The sequence below is a fragment of the Lysinibacillus sp. EB271-A1-10B genome (assembly GCF_058791335.1).
Map to the genome: position 1 here is coordinate 45329 of NZ_JBYTDL010000015.1, position 23982 is coordinate 69310.

Genomic DNA, 23982 nt, shown 5'->3' on the forward strand with positions numbered 1-23982 from the left:
CTCCTCCTGTTAACTTAATATTTTTTTTAGTGTGAGATAGTACCAATCATTCTTTTTTAAGTCTCAGTAAAAAGACATTAACAAGAAGATTAATAAAAATAAAAAAACTCCTAACGTCAAAAAGGACGAAGGAGTTTAAGTTCGCGGTACCACCTTTAATTCCAGCAGAGGCGCGTTAAGCTATCATACGTTTCATCAGAAAAAATGTATTACTTGCTTAAGCCTTTACTACTGGCTCTCAATTCGGTAACGGTGTTTAACCGGCTTTAACTACTGTTAGTTCACTAAAGCTGCTCGAGGGCTACATTCAACTAGGTACAAATAGAAACTTTTCAGCTACTGTTTCCTCTCTTAAAATGTACGAATAATTTACTCTTCCCTGTCATAGCATTTGCATTGATATTCAACTTTTTCACATTGTACCCCAAAATCATGCAATTTTTCAAGTGATTTAGTTATTTTTTAGGAAGCACTACTAGAAAAGGAAGTGAAAATTCAAATGCGACGACGTAAGTATAATCCTTGTTTTTTACCACCATGGCTACGACAATTTCGTTTTTATTGCAAAACGATAATTGTTCCAATTTGTGCTTTTCAGTTTATACGTGTCATCATCATTCCAACATCTGGGGATTTCATCATCTTATTGCTCCTTTTACTTATATGCTATTTACTTTTGAATGAAATCATTTGAAACACGAACCTTTAGCGGTGTATAGTCTTCGGTTAAATCCCAGATCATCGATGGCACTTCATGCCAGGAGCTAGATTCACGGACTACAATATTACTTGAGGACTCCCTCAACATTGTTTTTGATGCAGGCTTTTCTTTTTTGTCTGAAGCTACTATTGCTTCAGACTTTTCCTTTTGAACTGCGAATGAAACTAACTTTGATTTTTCTTCTTGTGCTGAAGCTACTACAGCTACAGTTTTTTCTTCTTGATTCGAAGCTACTGCAGTTGTAGGTTGTTTTACTTGTGCCGTTTCTTTTGTAAGGTCCCCCTTCTCAATTTGAGCTGAGGCATTGACAGACTGACTTTCAAAAACGTGCGCTTTTTCTAACGCAAGCTCAGGCTCATTAAAAACACTTGTAACCGTCCACTCGAGCTGACACATCTGATTCCTCAAAACAGGTCGAATATCCTTTACCATTAAATCTTCAATAGCTGCATCCTTTGGTAAATCTACATTTAAAGGAACTGCATATTCAAAATAACCAGTATCTCCTTGAATATCTAGCGTATCGATTTGTACTAATTCATCATCACCCATGTAAGCTTGCATGTCTTGAAAATCAAAGCGAACATGTGCTGTGATATGATAAATACCCATTAATCGTAGAGAGTCTTCTAACTGCGTTGTCTGCCACCGTGGCTTAATTTGTACAGCTGCTATTTCTGTTGGGCAGCCATAACCAGGAAAACAAAAAGTTTCACTCATATTCCAAGTTTTGTGTTCGATAATAATCCCTCCTCTTGCATCATATGAAGCTCCGAAGGATAGTATGCTATAGGGTGATTAATCAATTTCGTCTTGGTGTATATTATGTAGCTGTCTCTTTACTCTCGTGCAAAGAAACAATGCGATCGGATTTTGTATAGTGCCTAAGGGAAGCGGCACATCGGACGTCCCCTAAGAAAAGCGCCTGCCGTAACAAAAATCCCCTCAATAACGAGCCTAAAAAAGGCATGCTAGAAGAAGTATTCTAGCATGCCTTTTACTTGTGGTGCAATCGTTATTATACATTCACCAATTTAATTTTATTTGCTACACGGTCTGTTAACATTTGTGTTGCTTTTGGTACGATTGGCTTAAAGATTGGATTTAAAACAGGACCGGCTAATCCTCCTGCTGTTACTTCCAAGAAGCCTGTCATTTTTGTATTTTCTGCATCAATACTTTCTGCTAGGAAATAACCGTTTCCTGAAAAGTTATCAGAAATTCCTTTTAATTCGAATGTTACTTTAGAAGGCGCTGCCCATTCTAAAATAGTAATCTCTACTTGTACTGTTTTTTTCAGAACACCAACATTGCCTTTAAACGTCCATGTTGAATGTTTTTCATCAATCATTTCATGCGCATTATAACCTGGGACAAGCTTTGCCCATTTTTCCATATCACTGACGAAGTCCCATACATTTTCAATTCCTACAGGTACTTCGACCATATGTGTGCCAGTTGCCATATCAATTCACTACTTTCTTTTACGAATAGCTCTATTATATACGATTTCGCCCACAATTTGGCTATGCTGAAAGTTATAATTTTAATAAAAATTTTTCAAGCGGTAACGATCATACATTCATTGTCATTTAACGGGTAAAAATGGATCATCACCAAAACGAGTGGTTGATTTCCGTTCCGACCGGGCGCTTTCCTGAGGGCGTCCGATGAGCTGCTTCGCTTCGCTGCAGGGTCTCATCTGTGACGCTAATCCCCAAGGAGTCGCCCATCTCCACTCCAATCAACTTAGACGTTTTAACAAATGTCATCCATAACTTTTGGTGATGAACCACAAAAATATAAGCCATTGCAGACAGAGGCAAATTATATTAGTAAACAACAATAAATAGCATGCCAGAAAATACTTCTAGCATGCTATTTTGTATCAACCTATTATCTTGCTAATTGTGCAAATACTTTATGGAAAGCATCAACTGTTTTTGAGATATGCTCCTCCGTATGTGCAGTAGAAATAAATAAACCTTCAAATTGAGATGGCGGTAAGAAAATACCTTCCTCTGCCATTAGACGGAAGTATTCAGCAAATAATTGTAAATCTGACGTTTTTGCTGTATCAAAATCAATAACATCTTCATTCGTAAAGAAGAAACCTATCATTGAACCAGCACGATTTACAGTATGCGGAATATTGTATTTCGTTGCGGCTTCACGGAAACCAGCCTCTAATTGATCTCCTAGCTTTTTGAAGTATTCATAAGAGCTAGGATCTAGGCGAGTTAATGTTTCATAGCCAGCTGTCATTGCTAATGGATTCCCTGACAATGTCCCAGCTTGATAGATTGGTCCAGCCGGAGCCACTTGCTCCATAATTTCCTTTTTCCCTGCAAATGCACCTACAGGAAGTCCACCACCAATAACTTTACCTAACGTTGTAATATCTGGTGTTACATCAAAATAACCTTGTGCACAGCCATAGTCAACACGGAAGCCTGTCATAACTTCATCAAAAATCAACAGTGTTCCATGTTCCTTTGTTAATTCACGTAAACCTTGTAGGAAGCCTGGTTGTGGAGGGACAACGCCCATATTTCCTGCGACTGGCTCAACAATTACTGCCGCAAGCTCTGAACCAAACTTTTCGAAAACTAGTTTTGCCCCTTCTAAGTCATTATACGCTACTGTTAATGTATTGCGTGCAATATCCGCTGGGACACCAGGGCTGTCAGGTAAGCCTAATGTAGCTACCCCAGAGCCAGCCTTAATTAGCAAGGAATCTCCATGACCGTGATATGAGCCCTCAAATTTTAAAATTTTATCGCGACCTGTAACACCACGAGCTACGCGTAAAGCAGACATCGTAGCCTCTGTCCCAGAAGAAACAAAGCGAATCATTTCCATACCAGGTAGTCGATCTAACACTAATTTAGCTAATCGATTTTCTGTGTAACTTGGTGCTCCAAACGAAGAGCCTTTCGCTGCTGTTTCTGCAATTGCTTGTACAACTTCTGGATGCGTATGACCTAAAATTAGAGGTCCCCATGATAATACATAGTCAATATATTCATTGCCATCAACATCTTTAATAATAGCTCCGTGACCAGATTCCATGAAGATTGGATCCATATTTACGGATTTGAATGCACGTACTGGGCTACTAACACCACCTGGCATTAGGTTAATCGCTTCAGCATATGCTTGTTTTGATTTTTCATAAGAACGAGTCATTTATTTCTCCTCCAACCAACGTGCAACATCTTTAGCATGATACGTAATGATTAAATCTGAGCCTGCACGTTTCATGCTAAGTAACGTTTCAAGCACTACATTTTTCTCTTCAATCCAGCCATTAATAGCCGCAGCTTTAATCATTGCATATTCACCAGAAACGTTGTATGCAACAATCGGTAATGTATAATTATTTTTCACATCACGAATAATGTCTAAATAACTTAAAGCTGGTTTAACGATTAAGAAATCTGCACCTTCTTCAATATCTGATTCCGCTTCACGGAATGCCTCCATTCGATTCGATGGATCCATTTGGTATGATTTGCGATCACCAAATTGAGGTGCACCATCAGCTGCATCTCGGAATGGACCATAATAGCTAGATGCATATTTTACGGCATATGACATAATCGGAACATTTTCAAAGCCTGCTTCATCTAGACCTGTACGAATAGCTGCTACAAATCCATCCATCATATTAGATGGAGCGATGATATCTGCCCCTGCTTTCGCTTGTGATACTGCTGTACGTGCTAAAACATCTAATGAAGGATCGTTTAAAATTTGATCGCCTTCAATTAAGCCACAATGTCCATGATCTGTAAATTCACATAAGCATGTATCCGCTATGACTAATAGTTCTGGGTAACGAGCTTTAATAAGTCGTGTTGCTTTTTGCACAATACCATGATCATGGAAAGCACCAGTTCCAACTGCATCTTTTTCTGCAGGTAAGCCAAATAAAATAACAGCAGGAATATCTAAAGCAACAACTTCATCAATCTCAGCTTCAAGTTTATCTAATGAAAATTGAAAAACTCCTGGCATAGAAGGGACTTCATTTTTAATATTTTCGCCTTCCATAACAAAAATCGGATATATTAAATCCTCTTTGTGTAAGTATGTTTCTTTTACCATTGATCGTATAGCAGCATTTGCACGCAAACGACGATGTCTTTGAAATTGTAATTTTGTCATTTTCTTTCTCCTACTTTCGTTATTTCCTCGATGACTGCTTGCATTGTATATACGCTCGGCATAATATCTACAATAGCACCGTGATTTACAATAGCTGCTTCTGTAATATGGCCGATTGCTGCTACATGTACTGCCTCCCAACCAATTACCGAAGCTATATCCTTTGCGTATACATCAACAGCAGAAGGACTAGCAAAAATCACTGTGACATCGCTATTCGTACGGATACATTCAATCATTAATTGTTTTTGATCATGTCGCTCAATCGTTTCATAAACTGTCCATTCCTTCAATGTAAAGGGCAGACCTTCCTTTAATGTATTTTTCGCTTTTTCTCCACGAATAAATAGACAAGTAGGATTGCTCCCTGCTACCACATCAGGAAATTCTTGAACAAATACATCTGCACTAAATATAGAAGGCATAAAGCTAACATGGAATCCTAGCTTTTCTAAGGCTGTAGTAGTTTTAGTACCAATAGAAGCTACTTTGCCTTGAAAATATGCTGCACTTATATTAAAGCGATGCATCTTATTGGCAAAAGCTTCTACCGCGTTTTGACTCGTAAAAATGAGCCATTCAAATTGACGTGCAAACTCTAATTGCACATCATCGTTTTTATCGATCAGCTCGCAAGTTTCAATCAAAGGGGCAATTACTGCTTGACCACCTAATGCTGTAATGTCATCTATTATGGTTGTCGTCTTAGATGTACCTGTCAAAATAATAGTTTTACCTTCTAAAGGTAAATTATTTTGCATCTTGCTCTGCCTTTACTCGTTGAATTAATTCAAAAGCACCTTGCTTCGTTAAAATCTCAGCAAGCTCTTTCCCAACTGCTTCGGCATTAGAGCCCACAACTGTTTCCTTATAAACAACTGAAGCATCTGGTGCAGCAACAAGGCCAATTAATGTAATTTCTTCCCCGTTAGACTTTGCATATCCTGCGATAGGCACTTGACAGCCGCCATCCATAGCCGCTAAGAAAGCACGTTCTGCATGTGCTTCTTGCCATGTAATGCTATCTGTTAACTTGCCTAATTCCGTTAATAGTTCTGTATCATCTCCACGGCATTCAATACCTAGAGATCCTTGTGCTACTGCTGGTAGACAATCCTCAACAGATAAAAACTCAGTAACTACATCATCGCTCCAGCCAAGGCGTTTTAGGCCAGCTGCTGCTAAAATAATGGCATCATATTCTTCAGTTTCAAGTTTAGCTAAGCGTGTATCTACATTTCCACGAATCCATTTAATTTCAATATCTGGACGGACAGTTAAAAGTTGAGCACTGCGACGAAGAGAACTTGTCCCAACAACAGCTCCTGTTGGAAGATCGGCAAATTTCACATGTCCTTTTGAAATAAAAGCATCACGCGCATCTTCACGTGGTGGAATACAGCCAATGACTAATCCTTCAGGCAATACTGCAGGCATATCCTTCATAGAATGGACAGCAAAGTCAATTTCTTTGTCGTAAAGCGCTTGTTCAATTTCTTTAACGAAAAGACCTTTACCACCTACTTTAGATAGTTGCACGTCTAAAATTTGGTCACCTTTCGTGACAATTTCTTTCACTTCAAATTCAAATGGTACACCAGCTGCTTTTAACTCATTGATAAACCAATTTGTTTGTGTTAAAGCTAGCTTACTTCTCCTAGAACCTACAATAATTTTTCTCAACAGTCTCCAACCTCTCTTCTAATACCATAAATGGAATCGTGATAAACTGCTTCCTAAAAAGAAGTTAACAACAACTAATAGATAAGCGTATATATGTACCCACGCATAAGTTGTCCCTATCAGCTTACTTTTACGATTCGCATACAATATAAAGCAATACAAAATTAAAATAATAAAGGACCCAATAATCTTCGCATCAAAAATCGAAAGACTCTCTAGCGTTAGTAGTGCCCATTCAAACCCTAAAACTAAACTTACAGACAACACTGGAATACCAATGTAAAATGAAACATTCATCCAGTTGCTCGTCTGCTGTAGTGATGGCAACCTTGTCCAGACATGTGACCATTTTTTCTTTTTCAGCAAACGATATAATACTAAGTACAATATCGCAAAAACAAATGTTAAAGAAAACGCTGCGTACGATAAAATGGCAAATGATATATGAATAAAAAGCAATTCCGAAATTAAAGTATCGCTTACTATTCCTGTCGGGCGTTTCGGCATAAAAGTAAAGATACTAGCGAATAAAAATCCTAGTATATTAATAATAAATACCGGTAAATCAACTCGTGCAATACAGTGCAAAATAATAGATAGTGTCACGAGCAGCCAGGAATAAAAGAGAATCCCTTCTGACAAGGATAAAATCGGAAATCGCTTCGTTTCCACAAAAGTTAATAAAATAATGGCACTTTGAATTACCCATACGAATGAAACAAGCCAAAAAGCAACTCGCCTTGCTCGTATTTGCTTATAAAAGTAATCAGTAAAGTAAAATACTAGACTGATCGCATACAAGACGATCATTACTTCATAGAGCCTTGTCATCGTCAAATCAGCCAATAGACATCCCTTCTTTATATTGAAAGTACTAAAGTAGTGTACTTTAGCCTAGAAAAAAAACGTTTTCGTATCCTTAGTTTACCATACAGATACGAAAACGCCTCATTTAATATCAGTAGAAAATCTTGCTCGCGGGAAAAAGCTCGAAGGACAACTTTTCTAAAGTTGTACCGCGAACACATAGACATCTATCAATTATGCCTTGGCATAATTGCGTCCGGAATCGGCTTTGTGCTTAGGTCTGCACAAAGTAGGTCAGTTAGCCGTTATCGCATGGATGCGATAACGGCTAACATCCCCTAAGAACTCCTTTCCGATTCTGTGACATCCGCCGGAGGCTTTAGGCCAACACGAAGTTGGTCACACAGGCGTTTTCACAGGATGTGAAGGTCTTAGCCTGAGTTCCTCTGTTTCAGCGGAGTTTGGACACCCGCTGAAAAGTAACTTTAACCTGCATTCATCTCACCATCTATAGAGGTGGGAGACTTCTGTAGCTGACGCTTTGCTTTCGCTACAAAAGAGATTTGCCAAAAGAAGTTAGAAAGAATACTTTGGTTCAGTGGAAGATTGTGACGACTGTAAGCGTTCTTTGCGTTCAAGCTCTTGTTCTGTCATCGCAGTAACTTCAGCTTCCACAGCATCCTCAATACCGAAAATTTGTTGGAATAAACGTAACTGTTCATTTGCTTTTGATGAATTTGCCATTTCTTTAGCTTGTAAAATTGGTTCTTTTAACAATTGATTAATAATAGACTTTGTATGCTTGCTTAAAATTTTACGTTCTCGATCCGTTAAATCCGGCATTTTATTCTCGATACTAATCATTGTCTCTTCTTGAATATGATTTGCTTTTTTACGTAAAGCCGAGATGACAGGGACAACGCCAAGAGTCGCAACCCAATCTTTAAATTGCACAACCTCTTTACCAATCATCGAAGAAATATCAGCAGCAGCACGTTCACGTTCTACTAAGTTTGCTTCGACGATGCCTTGTAAATCATCTATATCATATAAGAAAACATTCGGTAAATCTCCAACACGTGGATCAATATCACGTGGAACCGCAATATCTACCATAAATAATGGTTTACCTTTACGCAAACGTTCAACAAATTGCATCAATTCATAGTCAATCACATAATCTGTTGCACCTGTAGACGTAATTAAAATATCCGCTTCCAGTAATGAACATTGTAGTTCCTTCATGGATTTTGCTTCACCGTCAAATTTAGCTGCTAGGCTTTCTGCTTTTTCGAACGTACGGTTAATTACGGTTACTTTTCCTACACCGCTACCGTAAAGGTTCTCAATAGCAAGTTCCCCCATTTTTCCTGCACCTAAAATAGCTACATGCTTACGTTGTAAAGATCCGAATATTTTTTTTGCTAATTCAACTGCTGCATAAGAGACAGATACCGCGTTCTCACCGATAGCCGTTTCATTATGTGCTCGCTTCGCAAATGTCACTGCTTGTTTAAATAGCTGATTGTATACCGTTCCTGTCGTTCCAATCTCTTGTCCATTTAAGAAGCTTTTTCTAACTTGTCCTAAAATTTGAGTTTCGCCAAGTACCATCGAATCAATACCAGCTGTCACTTTGAATAAATGCTCGATTGCCTCATCTTCTTCACGAATTGTTAAATACGAAGAAAATGTCTCCGCAGGCAGGTCGAACCAATTTGCTAAAAATTGTTTAACAAAATGACGTCCAGTATGCAATTGGTCAACTACTGCATATATTTCTGTACGGTTACATGTCGAAACAATAACGTTTTCTAATATACTTTTTTCCTTTTGCAGCGCTTCCATTGCCTGTGGTAGTTCACTCTCTATGAATGATAACTTTTCACGAATCTCAACTGGCGCCGTTTTATAATTCAAGCCTACTACGATGGTATGCATGAATAACACCTCTCACGTTCTAATTAACAAATCTCATTATAGCACAGTTCGACAAGAGTTCATCAATAATTTGTGAACATGTCATGAAGAACTGAAATTCGTCATCTACATTAGAATTATTATAAACTAAGTGTAACAAATTATACGTTCTGTTTCAAATTTAATGTTTTCCAGAACATTTTCTAAAGGGACAGAATTAATTATTATTTTAATGGCTATTAACCAAAACGTGTGGTTGATTTCCGTTCCTGCTTGGTGCTTTCCTGGGGGGCGTCCGATGAGCCGCTTCGCTGCAGGGTCTCGGGCCATCACGATATTGGTCACGAAGGAGTCGCAAGCCTCCACTACAATCAACATATCCACATGATATACGTTTTAAAGGATCATCCTAATAGAGTCGAACTAAATTAAATGAAAATTTTTTTAAGATATAAAAAAATAGCCTTTGTTTAATTATCTTTAACAAAGCTATTTTTACTTTTCTATACTATTGTTCTCGAGTCACATCAAAATTTTTGTTCCACTTAATAATCAATAGAATTGGCTATGTCTACTAAAGCTTCAGGTGTAACTTTATTTGAGACTCGTTTATCTACACTTAGCATATACTGCAAATTATCTCTCTCAAAAACAAGCACATTAAAGCCTGATATTGTCATATATGTGCCTACATTCCCATTCTTCAATTCAAATGTTTTGATTACATATTTCTCTCTTATAGGCAATCTATACTTAAGTGGGCGAATGTCAATTTTATAATGATTTTCAGATGATTGATCATTTATAAATGTCACTTCAAATGCGTCATTGCCTTCATATTTTGAATCGGTAAATCTTCCAAAATGATGTGTAAAGCTTATAGAGGGTACTCTAAGAGGTAGCTTTAATTTTTGGTTAAAGTGTTGTTCAAAATCACCCACTGCTTCTTCTACCGATTTATATCCTATTTCAGGATATATTTCTTCATAAAGACTAGGTTTATCCTTTGCAGATGCATGTAATGTTATTAGAAAAAACGCACAAAATGAAACTAAAAAAAAAGAAACAGTTCTGCTCATTTTTTCACCTCAAAGTATCTTTAGTTGTAGTATTGCCGAATTTAATAAATTTATTAAATGTACCGTTCATTTCTGAAAGTTAGAATAAAAATTTGTTAAAAAATATATAATGAGGATAAGTTGATTGGAGTGGAGACTGGGCGACTCCTTGGGGATTAGCAATAGTGGAACGAAGGCTAAAACCATCACATCCTGTGATAACGGCTCCGAGACCAACATTCTGTTGGCCCAAGCGGCTCATCGGACGCGCCCAGTCGGAACGGAAATCAACCAAACGATATGGTGAATGCTATATAAATATTTCAAAAAAAAGCTGAACTAATTGTTAGAATTAGTTCAGCTTTTTTTGAGTATTAATCTATTAATTTGTAATTGTCGTAGTTTTTGTAGCTATGATTTTACCGTCTTTATCATATGCTATAAATTCAATTTCATTATTAACTTTGAAGTCCTGCATTGTTTGCACTGTTTTTGTTAGCATGTAGACATTATCACTACGCTTATTCAATTCAAACTGCGCATCTCCACTTAAAGAAGGGAATCGTACATTAACCTTTGCAACATTTGAGCAATTACCATCGATTCTTGCATTCATTGTAATATTGCCTTTGCGTAGAGTTACCGTCGCTTCTTCAAATATGTCTTCAGGATTCACGCAACTTGAAGGCGAAGTTTTACATAAAATTGCATCAATAATTTTTTGGAAAACTTGATGTAATTGTAAGTTATCGATTGCGTGGTAGTAAATACCACCCGTTTCAGCAGCCAATTGCGTTAAAATTGCATCATTGACTTGTGATTTTTTACCCATACTTACAGTGTAAACCTTAACCCCTTTATTTTTCGCTTCGTTTAACACTTTTGTCATCTTAGATTTACTTGTTTTACCATCTGACACGACAATAATAGCTTTTGACGTTTTTGAGTCATTTGAGAATTTAGACAGTGCCATTTCAATACCTGCAAAAATATCTGTGGCACCTTTCTCTTTCGATGCTTTATATAGATCTTTTTTCAATACATTGTCTGTCGTTCCCTCTCCAAGAACAGTAGCTTTTGTATTTGTTTCAATCACAATATTATTTTTTGCCTTAATTTGATTGATGACTTCCATCATTTTCTTACCACGGTAATTTGTTTGGTCAGAAGCTTTCATCGAAGCAGAGTAATCAACTACGTAAGCGACTTCTGTTGCTAAAGAACAAGAATTTTTACTAAAGTAAGGATTTGTAAAAATTTCCTTCGTAAATGTTTTATCCTTTAGATCCTTCAATATTGTTGCATAACGAGGATCTATTTTATTTACTAATGTTGCTTCAGCTTTTGATTTCCCATAAATAACGGAGTCAAAGTACGCAACGGCTGTCCCTGGGCTTCCAGTATTATTTAAGTAATCCGAAGTATTTGTAACAAATGAAGCTGTTTTCTCAACACCATCAAATTTAATTTTTACTGTTCCTTGATAGTCAGTAATAATTTCTCCACCTGGTCTCACTAAAGTAACCATTACTTTAGTGTAACGATCTTTACCAGATGGTCTTGATGCCGCTTCTTCGCTTTCCTTTAATGCTTCCACTCGTTTTTTATAGGCTTCTACTTGACCTAGTAATTTACCACCTTGGTATTTTAATAATACTGTTCGATCATAGTTACTCAAGCTTGTGAAAATAGCATAAATTTTCATGACACTATCATAGTGCTCGAGTGTCAGTTTTTTTTCATCTGGCATATAGCCCATAAGTTGAATAATAGCACCGACTGGGTTAATATTCTCAACCTGTGAGGCAATCGCATCATCAATCCCTTGAATACGATAAATTGGACGCCCATCATCTGAAATCATATACATAATTTCAATCGTATCATTAATTGAATCCTTCAAACGTTTTTCAATAATCTCTTCGAACAACCAAACGGAAATATTATAGTTTTCAAATTGTAAAATGGCATTTTCATAGCCTAATGCAGGGTATTTTTTATCATTGCCACCATATTGTAAATAAATATTTTCAACATTTCCTAGAGCATTTGTTACATTTGTTTGTTGTCCAATACTAAATAGCTTTTCTTCTCTATCAATCCAATGGACGTTCACAATATTTTCTTTAAAGAACTCTGGTAATTTTTCATACGGTACATATGGAGGTGTTACATTTCCATTTTCATCATCCGTATTCGCTGGATCATACACTTGATAATCAATGCGCATTTCCGGCTGAGGTGAGTAACGGACATGTGCATTCAGTTTTTCGCCTACAAGACATTTCATACCAGGATCCGTGTTATTAATAAGCTCAAATGAAATTGTATCACGGACAGATTTTGTTAATTTCGGTGCTATAACAATCGCAGAGACAGTAGAGCCATCTGATTGTACATTTCGAACAGCTTCACCTGATGTGTCAACGATTTTAGCACCATATGATGAAGTTACACGGAATGTATAAGATTTATCATCAGGTATTGGATCACCATTACAAGCTTTTAAAGATACTGTAATGAGCGTTGAATCTTGGTCATTTGCGATTAAATCTGGTTTTTCAACATCAATACTTTGTAGAGCATTATTAACATATTCCGGTCCAGTAAAATCGTTATTATTATCCTTTGGCTCTTCAAATTCCGTATTGCTTGAGCCCATGAAGCCTGGAGGTAATGTAATTTTGTCATTATCACGTCCTGCAGCCGTACGTTTTAATCCTAGTACAGCAAAGTTGCCGTTTTGTACACTGCGGTATAATAATTCAGCACTATCTCCTCGAGTTAGCTTTGTAGAAGGTTGGAAATCAGCAAATGTCTTTTTACCAGTATTTCCTGTTGAAATATCGTTCGTGTATAAATATTGAACCGCCTGAGGCTCATCTAAATCTAAACCTCTAAATGCAGCATATATACGTGCAAATTGTCCACGTGTAACAGCTTTTGAACGATTGGCTGTTGTATAGGTACCATTAAACGGTAAATAAAAATCACTATAGAAGTTATAAGCTACACTGTCGTTATATGATAATGCATAGTTTCGATCTAGCTTTGCAAACAAGACAACAAGCTCTTGCTCAGTTAGCTGTGCATTAGGTGAAAAATTATTAGCGCTATCCAATGTGAATAAATCATTATCGACTGCCCATGAAATAGCTTTGTATTTACTATTAGTAGTTGGTACATCCCTAATTGTCGTAGCAGCCTGAGTCACAGCTGGAGTTGCTGTCATCAGGACTAGCACGATACATAGCAGGGATAGAAATGCTTTTTTAGCATACGTCATTTATTGCTCAGTCCTTTCTTTAATTAAAGAACAATATGTCATCTCGATAGTTTTGTTTTAAGTCACTTTCCAAATAATTTAAAAAACGTTCTAATACTACTGATGCTTCTGCACGCGTTAATGGCTGATTTGGATTAAATCGACCTGTAGGGTCACCAGTCATTAAGCCTAACTCATTGACAATGTAAATACCGTCTCTTGCGTAAACCGGAATTTGAGCATCATCCTTAAACTTTGTTAAATAGCCAGGATCTGGCGCCTTATTCTCAAGCCCTAAAGCACGCACATAAATCGTAGCGGCTTGTGCTCGAGTAATCGGATGATCAGGCTTGAAATACTCTGGTGATACACCTTTAATAATTCCTTTATTAACCGCAGACTCAATATAAGCATAATCTTTTACTGTACGTTTAATATCTTTAAAAATACTTGTAGTAGTTTTGGATTTTTTCGTTTTCGGTTCTGCCATAACACGTAAGTCAACTGCCTTACCAATCGCCGTTGAAAAGTCAATACGCTTCATAGGGGTATTTGGTGAGAAGAAGTTACTTGCATCAGTGTAAATACCTAAAGAATATAATTTTTCAATAGCTTGTTTCGCATAATGATTTGATAAGTCACGGAACTTAGGAATGATTAAACGTTCAATTGTCGGCATGTATTCTGTATCTAAGTCAAGAGTCCCTTTTTGTCCAGAGGCTAAATCATACGTATATTCAGAAATAACATCCTTTTCACTTACTACCGCATACCCACCATCAAAGCTCCCTAAAGTCCCTAGGTTTTCTTCATAGTTTAGTACACGTGATTTACTTGTAGATAAACGATTTTTCACATGGCTTGTCTTACCATCGCTATAATTATAAACAGCTTCGGTAATTTGTGTTTCCGTTGCTCCCCAGAAGTTTTCATAGCCAGCATGACGACTATCCGTATCAATTGTCACAGTATTTTGGACTGCATTTTTTCCAGTTCCAGTTTGATAGGAATACGTTTTTCTCGAAATCACATTACCTGAGAAATAATCAGAGGCTACACGATTGTCCGTTACAGTCCCTTGTGAAAATTGGTAATCAGCTAATGTATAGGTAATTTTCCCAGCAACAATTTTCTCTGTATACTTTTTCACAACACCATTGGATGTTTTTTGCCCAATCGTAGCATAATCTACTACATCTGATTCATAGGCAATATTTCGTGTCAATGTAGCACCGTTACTTGCTGTTAGCTTTAAACTATATGTTTCAGTTAATTTTCCTTTAGATTCTTTTTGCGTAATTTTAATGTCTTTACTAGTGCCTTTAAATATAATAGGTGTTCCTGTAATGAAAACAGCTTCCTCATATGTATATTCATTTTTTACAGCACCCGTTGTTTCTAATGAAGACGCTGATGCATTTTCTGGGATAGTAGCCCCAACAATCAATACAGCAAGAACTACTAACATTATTTTATATAAATGTTTTCGCATTCTTTTTCTGTTCCTCTCTTTCATTCCATGCATATCCGCATCTGGAGCTGTCAATTATTTAAGATAATAAAATAATCAGGTGTGTTGATGTAAGCAAAATGATAAGAAGTCTCCACGACTTTTGGTGATGAACCTAATCAACACACCTAAAAAATTTAAGGTTAAATTTGCTCGCCTTCTACTCCTAGCGCGACAAAGTCTTTCATCATTAGCAAGTACTAAAAAATTCGCTTAAGGCTGAATACCTTCGTCGTAAATATACTCGCAGAAAACTCACAGATATTAATCGACTAATATTAAATGAGCTTTGATAAAACGATCTGATAATACTACTAAACGATCAGAAGGTTTTAAATCAGATGCTTGAATAACTTTACCAGCTTTAATAATTGTTGCTTGGTCAATATTCATATCAATCATTTCACCAGCTTCATACCAACGACCATTTTGCCATTGACTAACGCTCTTCACATTGATTACAGCTGGGAATTTCGATTTAACTGACTGTAGTTTACCTGTTAACATTAATGGTGCAACAGGTTTCGCCTTATTCAGAATATGAAGGGCCTGTACATGTCCATCCTTCACATAGAAGTATCCATATTGACCTTCATATAAATGAAGTTCAATATCAGGAACAACACTGTATGTTTTGTTACCGTCATCTACTATTGCCTTTGTTGAATTACTAACAGATAGTACAGTACGATCTGTTTTCTTGAAGACATTTGACTCGATCTTCATTGCATCATCAATTTCGATTAAATAGCCATCTGCTTGTGATAAACGTCCATAATATAACTCATGACCTGCTAAGTTTGGTGACATAAAACTATCACTTGTTATTTGCACAACTTGGGCATAATGATCACGTGCAGCACCATCCGAAATAACAAAGGCTGTACCATAAGCTAATAGGCCTGTAGGTTCGATTAAACGACCATTTCGAATTAATATCGTTCCATCGTGGAAGTATATTGTACCTGCAGATTTAAGTTTAAATAGTTGATATTTAGAATCTACAGAAAGCATAGGCTCGTAGTAAGTTCGCTCGTTGTTTTTCAATACAACAATCTTTTCAATCACTTCTTTGCCAAATTGTTTAACTGTTGCATAATATGCTTCACTACCAATGTAATTTTTCAACTGATCTTTATTAATTTTTGTGTTTCCAACATATACTGGAACTTTCGATGAAAAATTCATCGTTGATAAAGCCTTTGTTGTATCAGAACCAAACTGCCAATTTATAAAAGCATGTTGATTTTTTACAGTTAATTTATTTGCATTGGCATTAACCGTTTGTATTTCACCTTTATATAGGTTTTCAACTAATGTACCTGTATCACTAATTTCGATTTTTGTGACAATGGATGCATTTTGATTTTTAAGGCTTAGCTTAACACGATCCCCTACATATAATGCGCTAATATCGGCTGCAGAGGAGTTTTTTTGGTAGCTTGTATCTTTATTTATATAGTAAGTCGTTTCTTTTCCAAAATCCGACTTCAACATAATAAATAGTCCATTTGGATCGATACTTGTCACTACCCCGGCAAGTGTTTTCGTATTGTGTGCAACTGTTGGAGATTCTGTTTCCTTTGTAGAATCAGAAGTACCTCGAAGCTCAACAACACTTCGAAGGGAAATGTCCGCTTCTACTTTCATCCCCATCTTAAAGCCTTCGATTGTTGTCTCTGTCTTATTAATATACAGGCGGGCATTATTATTTATATTGTATGTAACTTGACGACCGCTATCATTTTGCAAAGTAATTTTACTAAGCTTTTTTTCTATTACTCCATTTGAATTTTCATATTCTGAAAATGTTACATCCACAAAAGTTCCAGTCACCATTTGGGTAGCATGTGCTGTTTGATTTGATGAGAACCCGAGAACCGCTAGTAACAAAATCATTAGTATGTATGGAATTTTCTTCAACAATCCCACCTCCTAAAAAAATGTTATTAATTATTATTAAATAGTATATCGTACTATTGGTAGTTTTTACTATCTAAAAAGATACATTTTAGTACTTTTAATTCCTTTTTTAATCTACCGTTAGACACAAAGATAGAGGTAGCTTCCAATTACAAGCTACCTTCCTTCATCAAACTTGAACGTCAATTGTATGTCCAGCTGTTGGATGTGGAGCATCTAACATTTCAACTAATTGTTCTGAATTTTGCTGTTGCATCTCCATAGCCTGTTTCGTTACAGCTAGAGATACATTTTGCATTAATGTTGCTTGATTCATTGCCATTGATAAAGCTGCGATATCCATTAAGTCCACCTCCTATTTAATTTATCGGTCAGTTATTTCATTCATCAAGCAATTCCATCCATTTTAATAAAAAAAACATCTACTGTCCTAAATAATAGACGCAATAGATGTTTTCTTATTACATTTTATTTTCGATAGTACGCCAAGCTTCTTCAAAACCAAGTCCTGTTTCTGAAGAAAAGACAATAATAGGATCATTTTTATCCATGTCTAGCGTTTCTTTCACGATTTTTTTGTGCTTATCCCATTTACCTTTTGGAATTTTATCTGCTTTTGTTGCAATGACAATACAAGGAATATTGTAATGCTTCAAAAAATCATACATCATGCGATCATCAGCTGTAGGTGGATGACGTAAGTCAATAATTTGAACGACTGCCTTTAATTCCTGACGCCCAGTTAAGTAACGCTCAATCATTTTTCCCCATGCTTCACGCTCAGTCTTTGAAACCTTTGCATAACCATAACCCGGAACATCTACGAAAAACAATTGCTCTTCAATTTTGTAAAAATTAAGCGTTTGTGTTTTTCCGGGCTTAGAAGAAATACGTGCTAAAGCTTTACGACCGATCATTCGGTTAATAAATGAGGATTTCCCCACATTTGAACGACCGGCTAGTGCAAATTCTGGCAGTCCATCTTCTGGATATTGGTCTGGTCTTACAGCACTTATGACCATTTCGACGTTATGGACTTTCATTTTCTTAAATACCTCCGTCCAGTGCAATGGCTAATACTTCATCAGCCGATGACACTAGTTTAAATGTTAGTTGTTCGCGTACACTTTCAGGAATATCCTCAATATCTCGCTCATTATCTTTTGGACAAATAATTGTCGTTAAGCCTGCTCGATGCGCACTGAGTGTCTTTTCCTTTAAGCCCCCAATTGGGAGTACACGCCCACGTAAAGTAATTTCACCTGTCATGCCGACCTCACGGCGTATTGGACGGTGTAAAATCGCGGAAACAATTGCGGTTGCCATTGTAATACCTGCGGAAGGACCATCTTTCGGCACTGCTCCTTCAGGAACGTGAATATGAATATCATGTGTTTCAAAATATTCCGCATCCACTTTTAGCTCTTCCATTTTTGAGCGGACATACGATAAGGCGGTTTGAGCTGATTCCTTCATGACATCGCCTAGCTTCCCAGTTAGCTGCAATTTTCCTTTACCAGGTGTTAATGATACCTCAATTTGCAATGTATCACCACCCACAGTTGTATAAGCAAGTCCAGTAGCTACACCGATTTGATTTTCTTCCTCGGCTTGTCCATATCGGAAACGATGTTTACCGAGTAATTCCTCTAACGATTTCGAGCTTACTGTTACTCGTTTTTTCTCACCAGAAACAATGATCTTAGCGATTTTACGACATAGGGTTGCGACTTGACGCTCTAGTCCGCGAACGCCCGCTTCACGAGTATAGTAACGGATGATATCCACTACTGCTTCGTCTTTCATAATAACTTGTGTTTTTTTCAAGCCGTGCTCTTTTAACTGTTTTGGTATTAAATGATTTTTCGTAATTTGCTCTTTTTCAATTTCAGTATAACCAGCAATTGAAATCACTTCCATACGATCTAGTAACGGTCCAGGAATTGTACTTAAATCATTAGCAGTTGCTATAAATAATACATTTGATAAATCATAAGGTTCTTCGATGTAATGATCACTAAATGTATTATTTTGAGCCGGATCTAAAACTTCAAGCATTGCTGCTGCTGGATCTCCCCTGAAGTCATTAGACATTTTATCAATTTCATCTAAAAGGAACACAGGATTAATTGTCCCTGCCTTTTTCATCCCTTGGATAATACGCCCTGGCATTGCACCAACATACGTACGACGATGCCCACGAATTTCTGATTCGTCTCGTACCCCACCTAATGAAATACGTATAAATTTACGATCCAAGCTTTCTGCAATAGATCGTGCTAATGACGTCTTACCTACACCCGGAGGGCCAGCCAAACACAAAATGGGTCCACGTAATGATGCTTTCAATTGACGTACAGCTAAATATTCTAATATACGTTCTTTTACTTTTTCTAATCCATCATGATCACGATTTAAAATATCTTCTGCATGTGCGATATTCATGCGATCTTCTGTGGCATTTGTCCATGGTAGTGCTACAATCCAATCAATATAGTTTCGAATTACGCCACTCTCTGCACTAGCTGCCGGTAGCTTCTCATAGCGATCCAACTCTTTAAGCACTACTTCTTTCGTGGATTCAGGCATTCCTGTTGCGTCAATACGTTTACGTAATTCAGCGACCTCGCCAGTTTTCCCTTCACGATCCCCTAGCTCAGTTTGAATAGCTTTCATTTGTTCACGTAAATAATATTCTTTTTGAGTACGCTCCATTGATTGCTTAACTTTTGTATTAATTTTCTTCTCTAGATCAAGTACTTCTTGTTCATCATGCAAACGGATAATTAAATGGTCTAAACGTTTTTTTACACTGAGCATTTCTAATACTTCTTGTTTATCTGCAATCTTGAATGGCAAGTGTGAAGCAATGATGTCCGCTAAACGACCTGGCTCTTCAATGTCTGCCACAGTACTGATGGTTTCGGAAGTAATCTTATTGGAGGCTTTCGCGTATCTTTCAAAATACGTTAACAGCGTCCGCATTAAAGCCTGTGTTTCAATATCCTTATCGATTGTTTCTTCCTTATCATCGATGTCAACAACCGTATATTTTTCTAACGCCCGATAGTTAGACCATGTTGCACGTGCTACACCTTCCACTAAAACACGCAGAGTTCCATTTGGTAATTTAAGCATCTGTTTAACATATGCCATCGTACCAACTGTGTAGAGATCTTGCTCATCAGGCTGTTCATCATGCATTTCTTTTTGTGTTACTAATAATATCAGTTGGTCCTCTAACATCGCTTGTTCTAGCGCCGCTACAGAACGATTTCTACCCACATCAATATGTAACACCATCGACGGGTATACTAAAAGTCCACGTAAAGGCAATAATGGTACATTTGTTGTTTTTTGTATTGTCACCATGCGGGTATTCACCTCCGTCAAAATTTTCTTATTCACTCCCACGCTACTAGTATGTGTCTAAAAAGCTGATTCACACTAGTTAATCAATTGAGCCAAAAATTTCATTTAATTACAGTTGGCTTTATGTATGAATGAATAAAAAGCTGACTGTCGAATGTGCGAATATTACACAATCGAAGTCAGCTAAATTACTCTTTATCTCATAACAATAGACAGCCACGTCTGTTCGTTATGCTGAAGTTTTTGTGTCGCTACCTTCATCGAGTTCAGTGCCATCTTCAAGAAGCAATTTCGGTTTTTCTTTATCCGTAATTGTTTTTGCCGTAATGATACATTTTTTCACGTCTTCACGTGAAGGTAGTTCGTACATTACATCAAGCATTGTTGACTCAATAATTGAACGAAGACCGCGTGCACCTGTTTTTCGCTCAATTGCTTCTTTTGCAATTTCAGAAAGGGCACCTTCATCAAACTCAAGCTCAACACCATCTAATTCAAGCATTTTTTGATATTGCTTAGCTAGTGCATTTTTAGGCTCTGTTAAAATTTGTACAAGCGCAGCCTCGTTTAATTGCTCTAGGCTTGCAAGTACCGGTAATCGACCGATGAACTCTGGAATTAAGCCAAATTTCAATAAATCCTCTGGAATCAGCTTTGCCATAATTGAGCCTTCATCCACATCAATTTTGTTAGGATCTGAACCGAAGCCAATTACTTTTTCACCCTGACGACGTTTAATAATGGATTCTATTCCATCAAACGCTCCACCCACAATAAATAAGATGTTCGTAGTATCGATTTGTAAGAACTCCTGATGAGGATGCTTACGGCCACCTTGTGGTGGGACACTCGCAACTGTACCTTCTAAGATTTTAAGAAGTGCTTGTTGTACACCTTCACCAGATACATCACGTGTAATGGATGGATTTTCAGATTTACGTGCAACTTTATCGATTTCATCAATATAGATGATCCCTTTTTCAGCACGCTCAATATCGTAATCTGCTGATTGAATTAATTTTAATAAGATATTCTCAACGTCCTCACCAACATAGCCAGCTTCAGTTAGTGAAGTAGCGTCTGCAATAGCAAAAGGAACGTTTAATATACGCGCCAATGTTTGGGCCAATAAAGTTTTACCGCTACCAGTTGGGCCGATTAACACAATGTTCGACTTCGCTAATTCTACATCATCAATTTTACTATTTGTATTAATGCGTTTGTAGTGATTGTAAACCGCAACTGCTAAAGCTTTTTTAGCACGTTCTTGACCTATTACATACTCATCTAAAATCGTTAAGATTTCTTTTGGTTTTGGAATATCTTGGAATTCAATTTCTTCTTCAACGCCCAGTTCCTCTACAACGATTTCTGAACAAAGTTCGATACATTCATCACAAATATAAACACCAGGACCCGCAACTAGTTTACGTACCTGTTCTTGTGGTTTCCCACAGAATGAGCATTTTAAATTGCCTTTTTCATCATTAAATTTGAACAATATGTTTCACCCCTATTCAAGCAACAATCTTACAAGATTATTGAATCATTATCAAATAAATTGTCTGCATCCATTTACACCACGGCGTTTATGGTTCAAGATTTTTGACACTCATTGTACAAAAAACATGAATATTGCCACAAAGTTTCCATTTCATTAACTTAATAAATTCCAGCTCACCATCATAGCGTGTAGTTTAACAAATTCTATCCACCACCTAGGGCGAGTCCTAATTATACCATTCATACCTTTTATTACCACATGAGTGTAAGTGACTGATTCTTCAGAAAGCTCTAGCGACCAGAGACCTTACGTTTAGCCAATCTACCTGACCTTCTTCAGTTGGTATTGACTCGTGACTTCACGTTTATACTCGGTAGTATAAGTTACAATTTTTTTAAAATCTATTACATTCGCCAGAGGCTTAACTTCATTCAGAAGAGGATGTATTTCGTTGTTCCTCATTTGGAAGAATTGAGACATCAATCAATCAATTAAACCCTATCTCTGCTGAATAAAGTCAAATTTTAGCATCGTGTGATAAGTCAAACAACACTATGTATTAGAGAAATGTAAAGGCTTTGCCTATCCCCTCTTCAAAAAAGCACTTCCTTTTGGAGGATGCTTTTGCAGTGAAAGTAGTCGTAAAACTAAACCTAACGTGGAATCAAGCTACACCTAAACACACAATATGTGATAAAACAAGGCACGGTATAATGCCGTACCTTGTTTTCATTTTTCTATCCAGTTACAAAAAAATCCTATTCAGTAATTTTAGCGTTTTCTACTAAAAATTCAACTGTTTTTTGAATTTTAATGTCGTTTTCAAGAACTGCTGTGCCACCTAAAGCACCAGTAATTTGCTCTTTTGTCATGTTAAATTGAGCAGTCATTTTTTCTAATTCTGCTTCGATATCAGCTTCAGTAGCTTCAACTTTTTCAGCTTCTGCAATTGCTTCAAGAGTTAAAGATACACGTACACGGCTTTCTGCTTCTTCTTTCATTTGTCCGCGTAAATCTTCTTCTGATTGACCTGAGAATTGATAGTAAAGGTCTAAGTTCATACCTTGCATTTGTAAACGTTGACCAAATTCTTGTAACATACGATCAGTTTCAGAGTTAATCATACCAGCAGGTACTTCAAAATCAGCATTTCCAGCTGCTTTTTCAACTAATTCGTCACGAAGTGCTGCATTTGATTCAGCTAGTTTTTGTTCTGCAGTTTGCTCTTTGATTTTAGCGCGTAAAGCTTCAACACCCTCAACTTCTGGGTCTAATTCTTTAGCGAATTCATCGTTTAGTTCTGGAAGAACTTTTGTTTTAACTTCTTTTACTGTTACTTTGAAAGTAGCTTCTTTACCAGCTAATTCAGCTGCATGGTATTCTTCTGGGAAAGTTACAACTACATCTTTAGATTCGCCAGTTTTAATACCTACAATTTGCTCTTCGAAGCCAGGGATGAATGAACCTGAACCAATTTCTAGTGGGTAGTCTTCACCTTTGCCACCTTCAAACGCTTCTTCACCTACGAAACCTTCAAAGTCGATAACAGCTGTATCGCCTTCTACGATTGCTTCGTCTTCTTTAATTTCTAGCTCTGCTTTACGAGCTAATTGTTCTTGAATTTGTGTTTCTACTTCTTCATCAGTAACTTCTACTGGAAGTTTCGTAACTTCTAAACCTTTGTACTCACCAAGTTTTGGCTCTGGTTTCACTGTTACTTGAGCAGTAAATGTGAAATCTTTACCATGTGCGAAATTTTCTGTACCAGAAATTTCTGGGTAATCTACTGGCATAATACCAGCTTCATCGATAGCTTTTGAATAAGATTCAGGAACGATGATTTCTAATGCATCTTGGTATAAAGATTCGATACCAAAGCGTTGTTCAAACATATTACGAGGCATTTTCCCTTTACGGAAACCTGGTACGTTAATTTGTTTTACAACTTTTTTGAACGCTTGGTCCATTGCTGCGTCTACTTCTGCAGCAGGTACTTCAATTGTAAGAGTACCGATATTACCTTCTTGTTTTTCCCATTTTGCTGACATG

The 23982-nt window shown here is 37.0% G+C and carries 18 protein-coding genes and 1 other annotated feature; of the genes, 1 reads left to right on the forward strand and 17 read right to left on the reverse strand.

Going from position 1 to position 23982, the window contains the following annotated elements:
- Nucleotides 1–118 precede the first annotated feature (118 nt).
- Nucleotides 119–395: a binding site (T-box leader), on the reverse strand.
- A gap of 104 nt (nt 396–499) precedes the next feature.
- Entirely contained in the window at nt 500–694 is a 195-nt protein-coding gene (locus AC3WSK_RS17810; RefSeq protein ID WP_079563130.1) for a YszA family small membrane protein, read from the forward strand.
- Here the strand turns inward: AC3WSK_RS17810 and AC3WSK_RS17815 are convergent.
- The 17 genes from AC3WSK_RS17815 to tig all read right to left on the reverse strand — a co-directional run bounded on the left by AC3WSK_RS17815 (nt 671) and on the right by tig (nt 23981).
- Nucleotides 671–1441, reverse strand: coding sequence for a valyl-tRNA synthetase (locus AC3WSK_RS17815; protein WP_492413130.1), 771 nt, complete (start codon nt 1439–1441; stop codon nt 671–673). The genes AC3WSK_RS17810 and AC3WSK_RS17815 overlap by 24 nt on opposite strands.
- A 298-nt stretch (nt 1442–1739) precedes the next feature.
- Nucleotides 1740–2186, reverse strand: a complete 447-nt coding sequence (locus tag AC3WSK_RS17820) for an SRPBCC family protein (protein ID WP_079563128.1) — start codon at nt 2184–2186, stop codon at nt 1740–1742.
- 431 nt (nt 2187–2617) lie between these two features.
- A complete protein-coding gene (gene hemL / locus AC3WSK_RS17825; protein WP_492413127.1) occupies nt 2618–3910 on the reverse strand; it encodes a glutamate-1-semialdehyde 2,1-aminomutase in 1293 nt (430 codons plus the stop codon).
- On the reverse strand, nt 3911–4891 hold the full coding sequence (gene hemB, locus AC3WSK_RS17830) for a porphobilinogen synthase (RefSeq protein ID WP_079563126.1): 981 nt from the start codon (nt 4889–4891) through the stop codon (nt 3911–3913).
- Nucleotides 4888–5652 (reverse strand): uroporphyrinogen-III synthase, encoded by a 765-nt coding sequence (locus tag AC3WSK_RS17835; protein ID WP_079563125.1) that lies wholly within the window; start codon nt 5650–5652, stop codon nt 4888–4890. The genes hemB and AC3WSK_RS17835 overlap by 4 nt, the downstream gene beginning before the upstream one ends.
- Nucleotides 5642–6574: a hydroxymethylbilane synthase gene (hemC, locus tag AC3WSK_RS17840; RefSeq protein ID WP_492413125.1), complete on the reverse strand. Its 933-nt coding sequence runs from the start codon at nt 6572–6574 to the stop codon at nt 5642–5644. The genes AC3WSK_RS17835 and hemC overlap by 11 nt, the downstream gene beginning before the upstream one ends.
- A gap of 18 nt (nt 6575–6592) precedes the next feature.
- On the reverse strand, nt 6593–7420 hold the full coding sequence (locus AC3WSK_RS17845) for a cytochrome C assembly family protein (RefSeq protein WP_492413123.1): 828 nt from the start codon (nt 7418–7420) through the stop codon (nt 6593–6595).
- Nucleotides 7421–7957: 537 nt separating this feature from the next.
- Nucleotides 7958–9322, reverse strand: coding sequence for a glutamyl-tRNA reductase (gene hemA, locus AC3WSK_RS17850; RefSeq protein WP_427484185.1), 1365 nt, complete (start codon nt 9320–9322; stop codon nt 7958–7960).
- Nucleotides 9323–9846: 524 nt separating this feature from the next.
- Nucleotides 9847–10380: a hypothetical protein gene (locus tag AC3WSK_RS17855; protein WP_492413120.1), complete on the reverse strand. Its 534-nt coding sequence runs from the start codon at nt 10378–10380 to the stop codon at nt 9847–9849.
- A gap of 361 nt (nt 10381–10741) precedes the next feature.
- The gene (locus AC3WSK_RS17860) at nt 10742–13645 is read right to left on the reverse strand and encodes a VWA domain-containing protein (RefSeq protein ID WP_492413118.1); all 2904 of its coding nucleotides are present in this window, start codon (nt 13643–13645) and stop codon (nt 10742–10744) included.
- Nucleotides 13646–13664: 19 nt separating this feature from the next.
- Nucleotides 13665–15116: an S-layer homology domain-containing protein gene (locus AC3WSK_RS17865; protein WP_079563118.1), complete on the reverse strand. Its 1452-nt coding sequence runs from the start codon at nt 15114–15116 to the stop codon at nt 13665–13667.
- A gap of 282 nt (nt 15117–15398) precedes the next feature.
- Complete coding sequence (locus AC3WSK_RS17870) at nt 15399–17057, reverse strand: hypothetical protein (protein ID WP_079563117.1); 1659 nt, start codon at nt 17055–17057, stop codon at nt 15399–15401.
- 169 nt (nt 17058–17226) lie between these two features.
- Nucleotides 17227–17400 carry a YjfB family protein gene (locus AC3WSK_RS17875; RefSeq protein WP_079563116.1) on the reverse strand — a complete coding sequence of 58 codons (174 nt, stop codon included), beginning with the start codon at nt 17398–17400 and terminating at the stop codon, nt 17227–17229.
- Nucleotides 17401–17518: 118 nt separating this feature from the next.
- Nucleotides 17519–18100: a ribosome biogenesis GTP-binding protein YihA/YsxC gene (yihA, locus tag AC3WSK_RS17880; RefSeq protein WP_079563115.1), complete on the reverse strand. Its 582-nt coding sequence runs from the start codon at nt 18098–18100 to the stop codon at nt 17519–17521.
- Nucleotides 18101–18104: 4 nt separating this feature from the next.
- Complete coding sequence (gene lon / locus AC3WSK_RS17885; RefSeq protein ID WP_079563114.1) at nt 18105–20429, reverse strand: endopeptidase La; 2325 nt, start codon at nt 20427–20429, stop codon at nt 18105–18107.
- Nucleotides 20430–20658: 229 nt separating this feature from the next.
- On the reverse strand, nt 20659–21930 hold the full coding sequence (gene clpX, locus AC3WSK_RS17890; protein WP_079563113.1) for an ATP-dependent protease ATP-binding subunit ClpX: 1272 nt from the start codon (nt 21928–21930) through the stop codon (nt 20659–20661).
- Nucleotides 21931–22691: 761 nt separating this feature from the next.
- Nucleotides 22692–23981 carry a trigger factor gene (gene tig / locus AC3WSK_RS17895; RefSeq protein ID WP_079563112.1) on the reverse strand — a complete coding sequence of 430 codons (1290 nt, stop codon included), beginning with the start codon at nt 23979–23981 and terminating at the stop codon, nt 22692–22694.
- Nucleotide 23982: the final 1 nt, after the last annotated feature.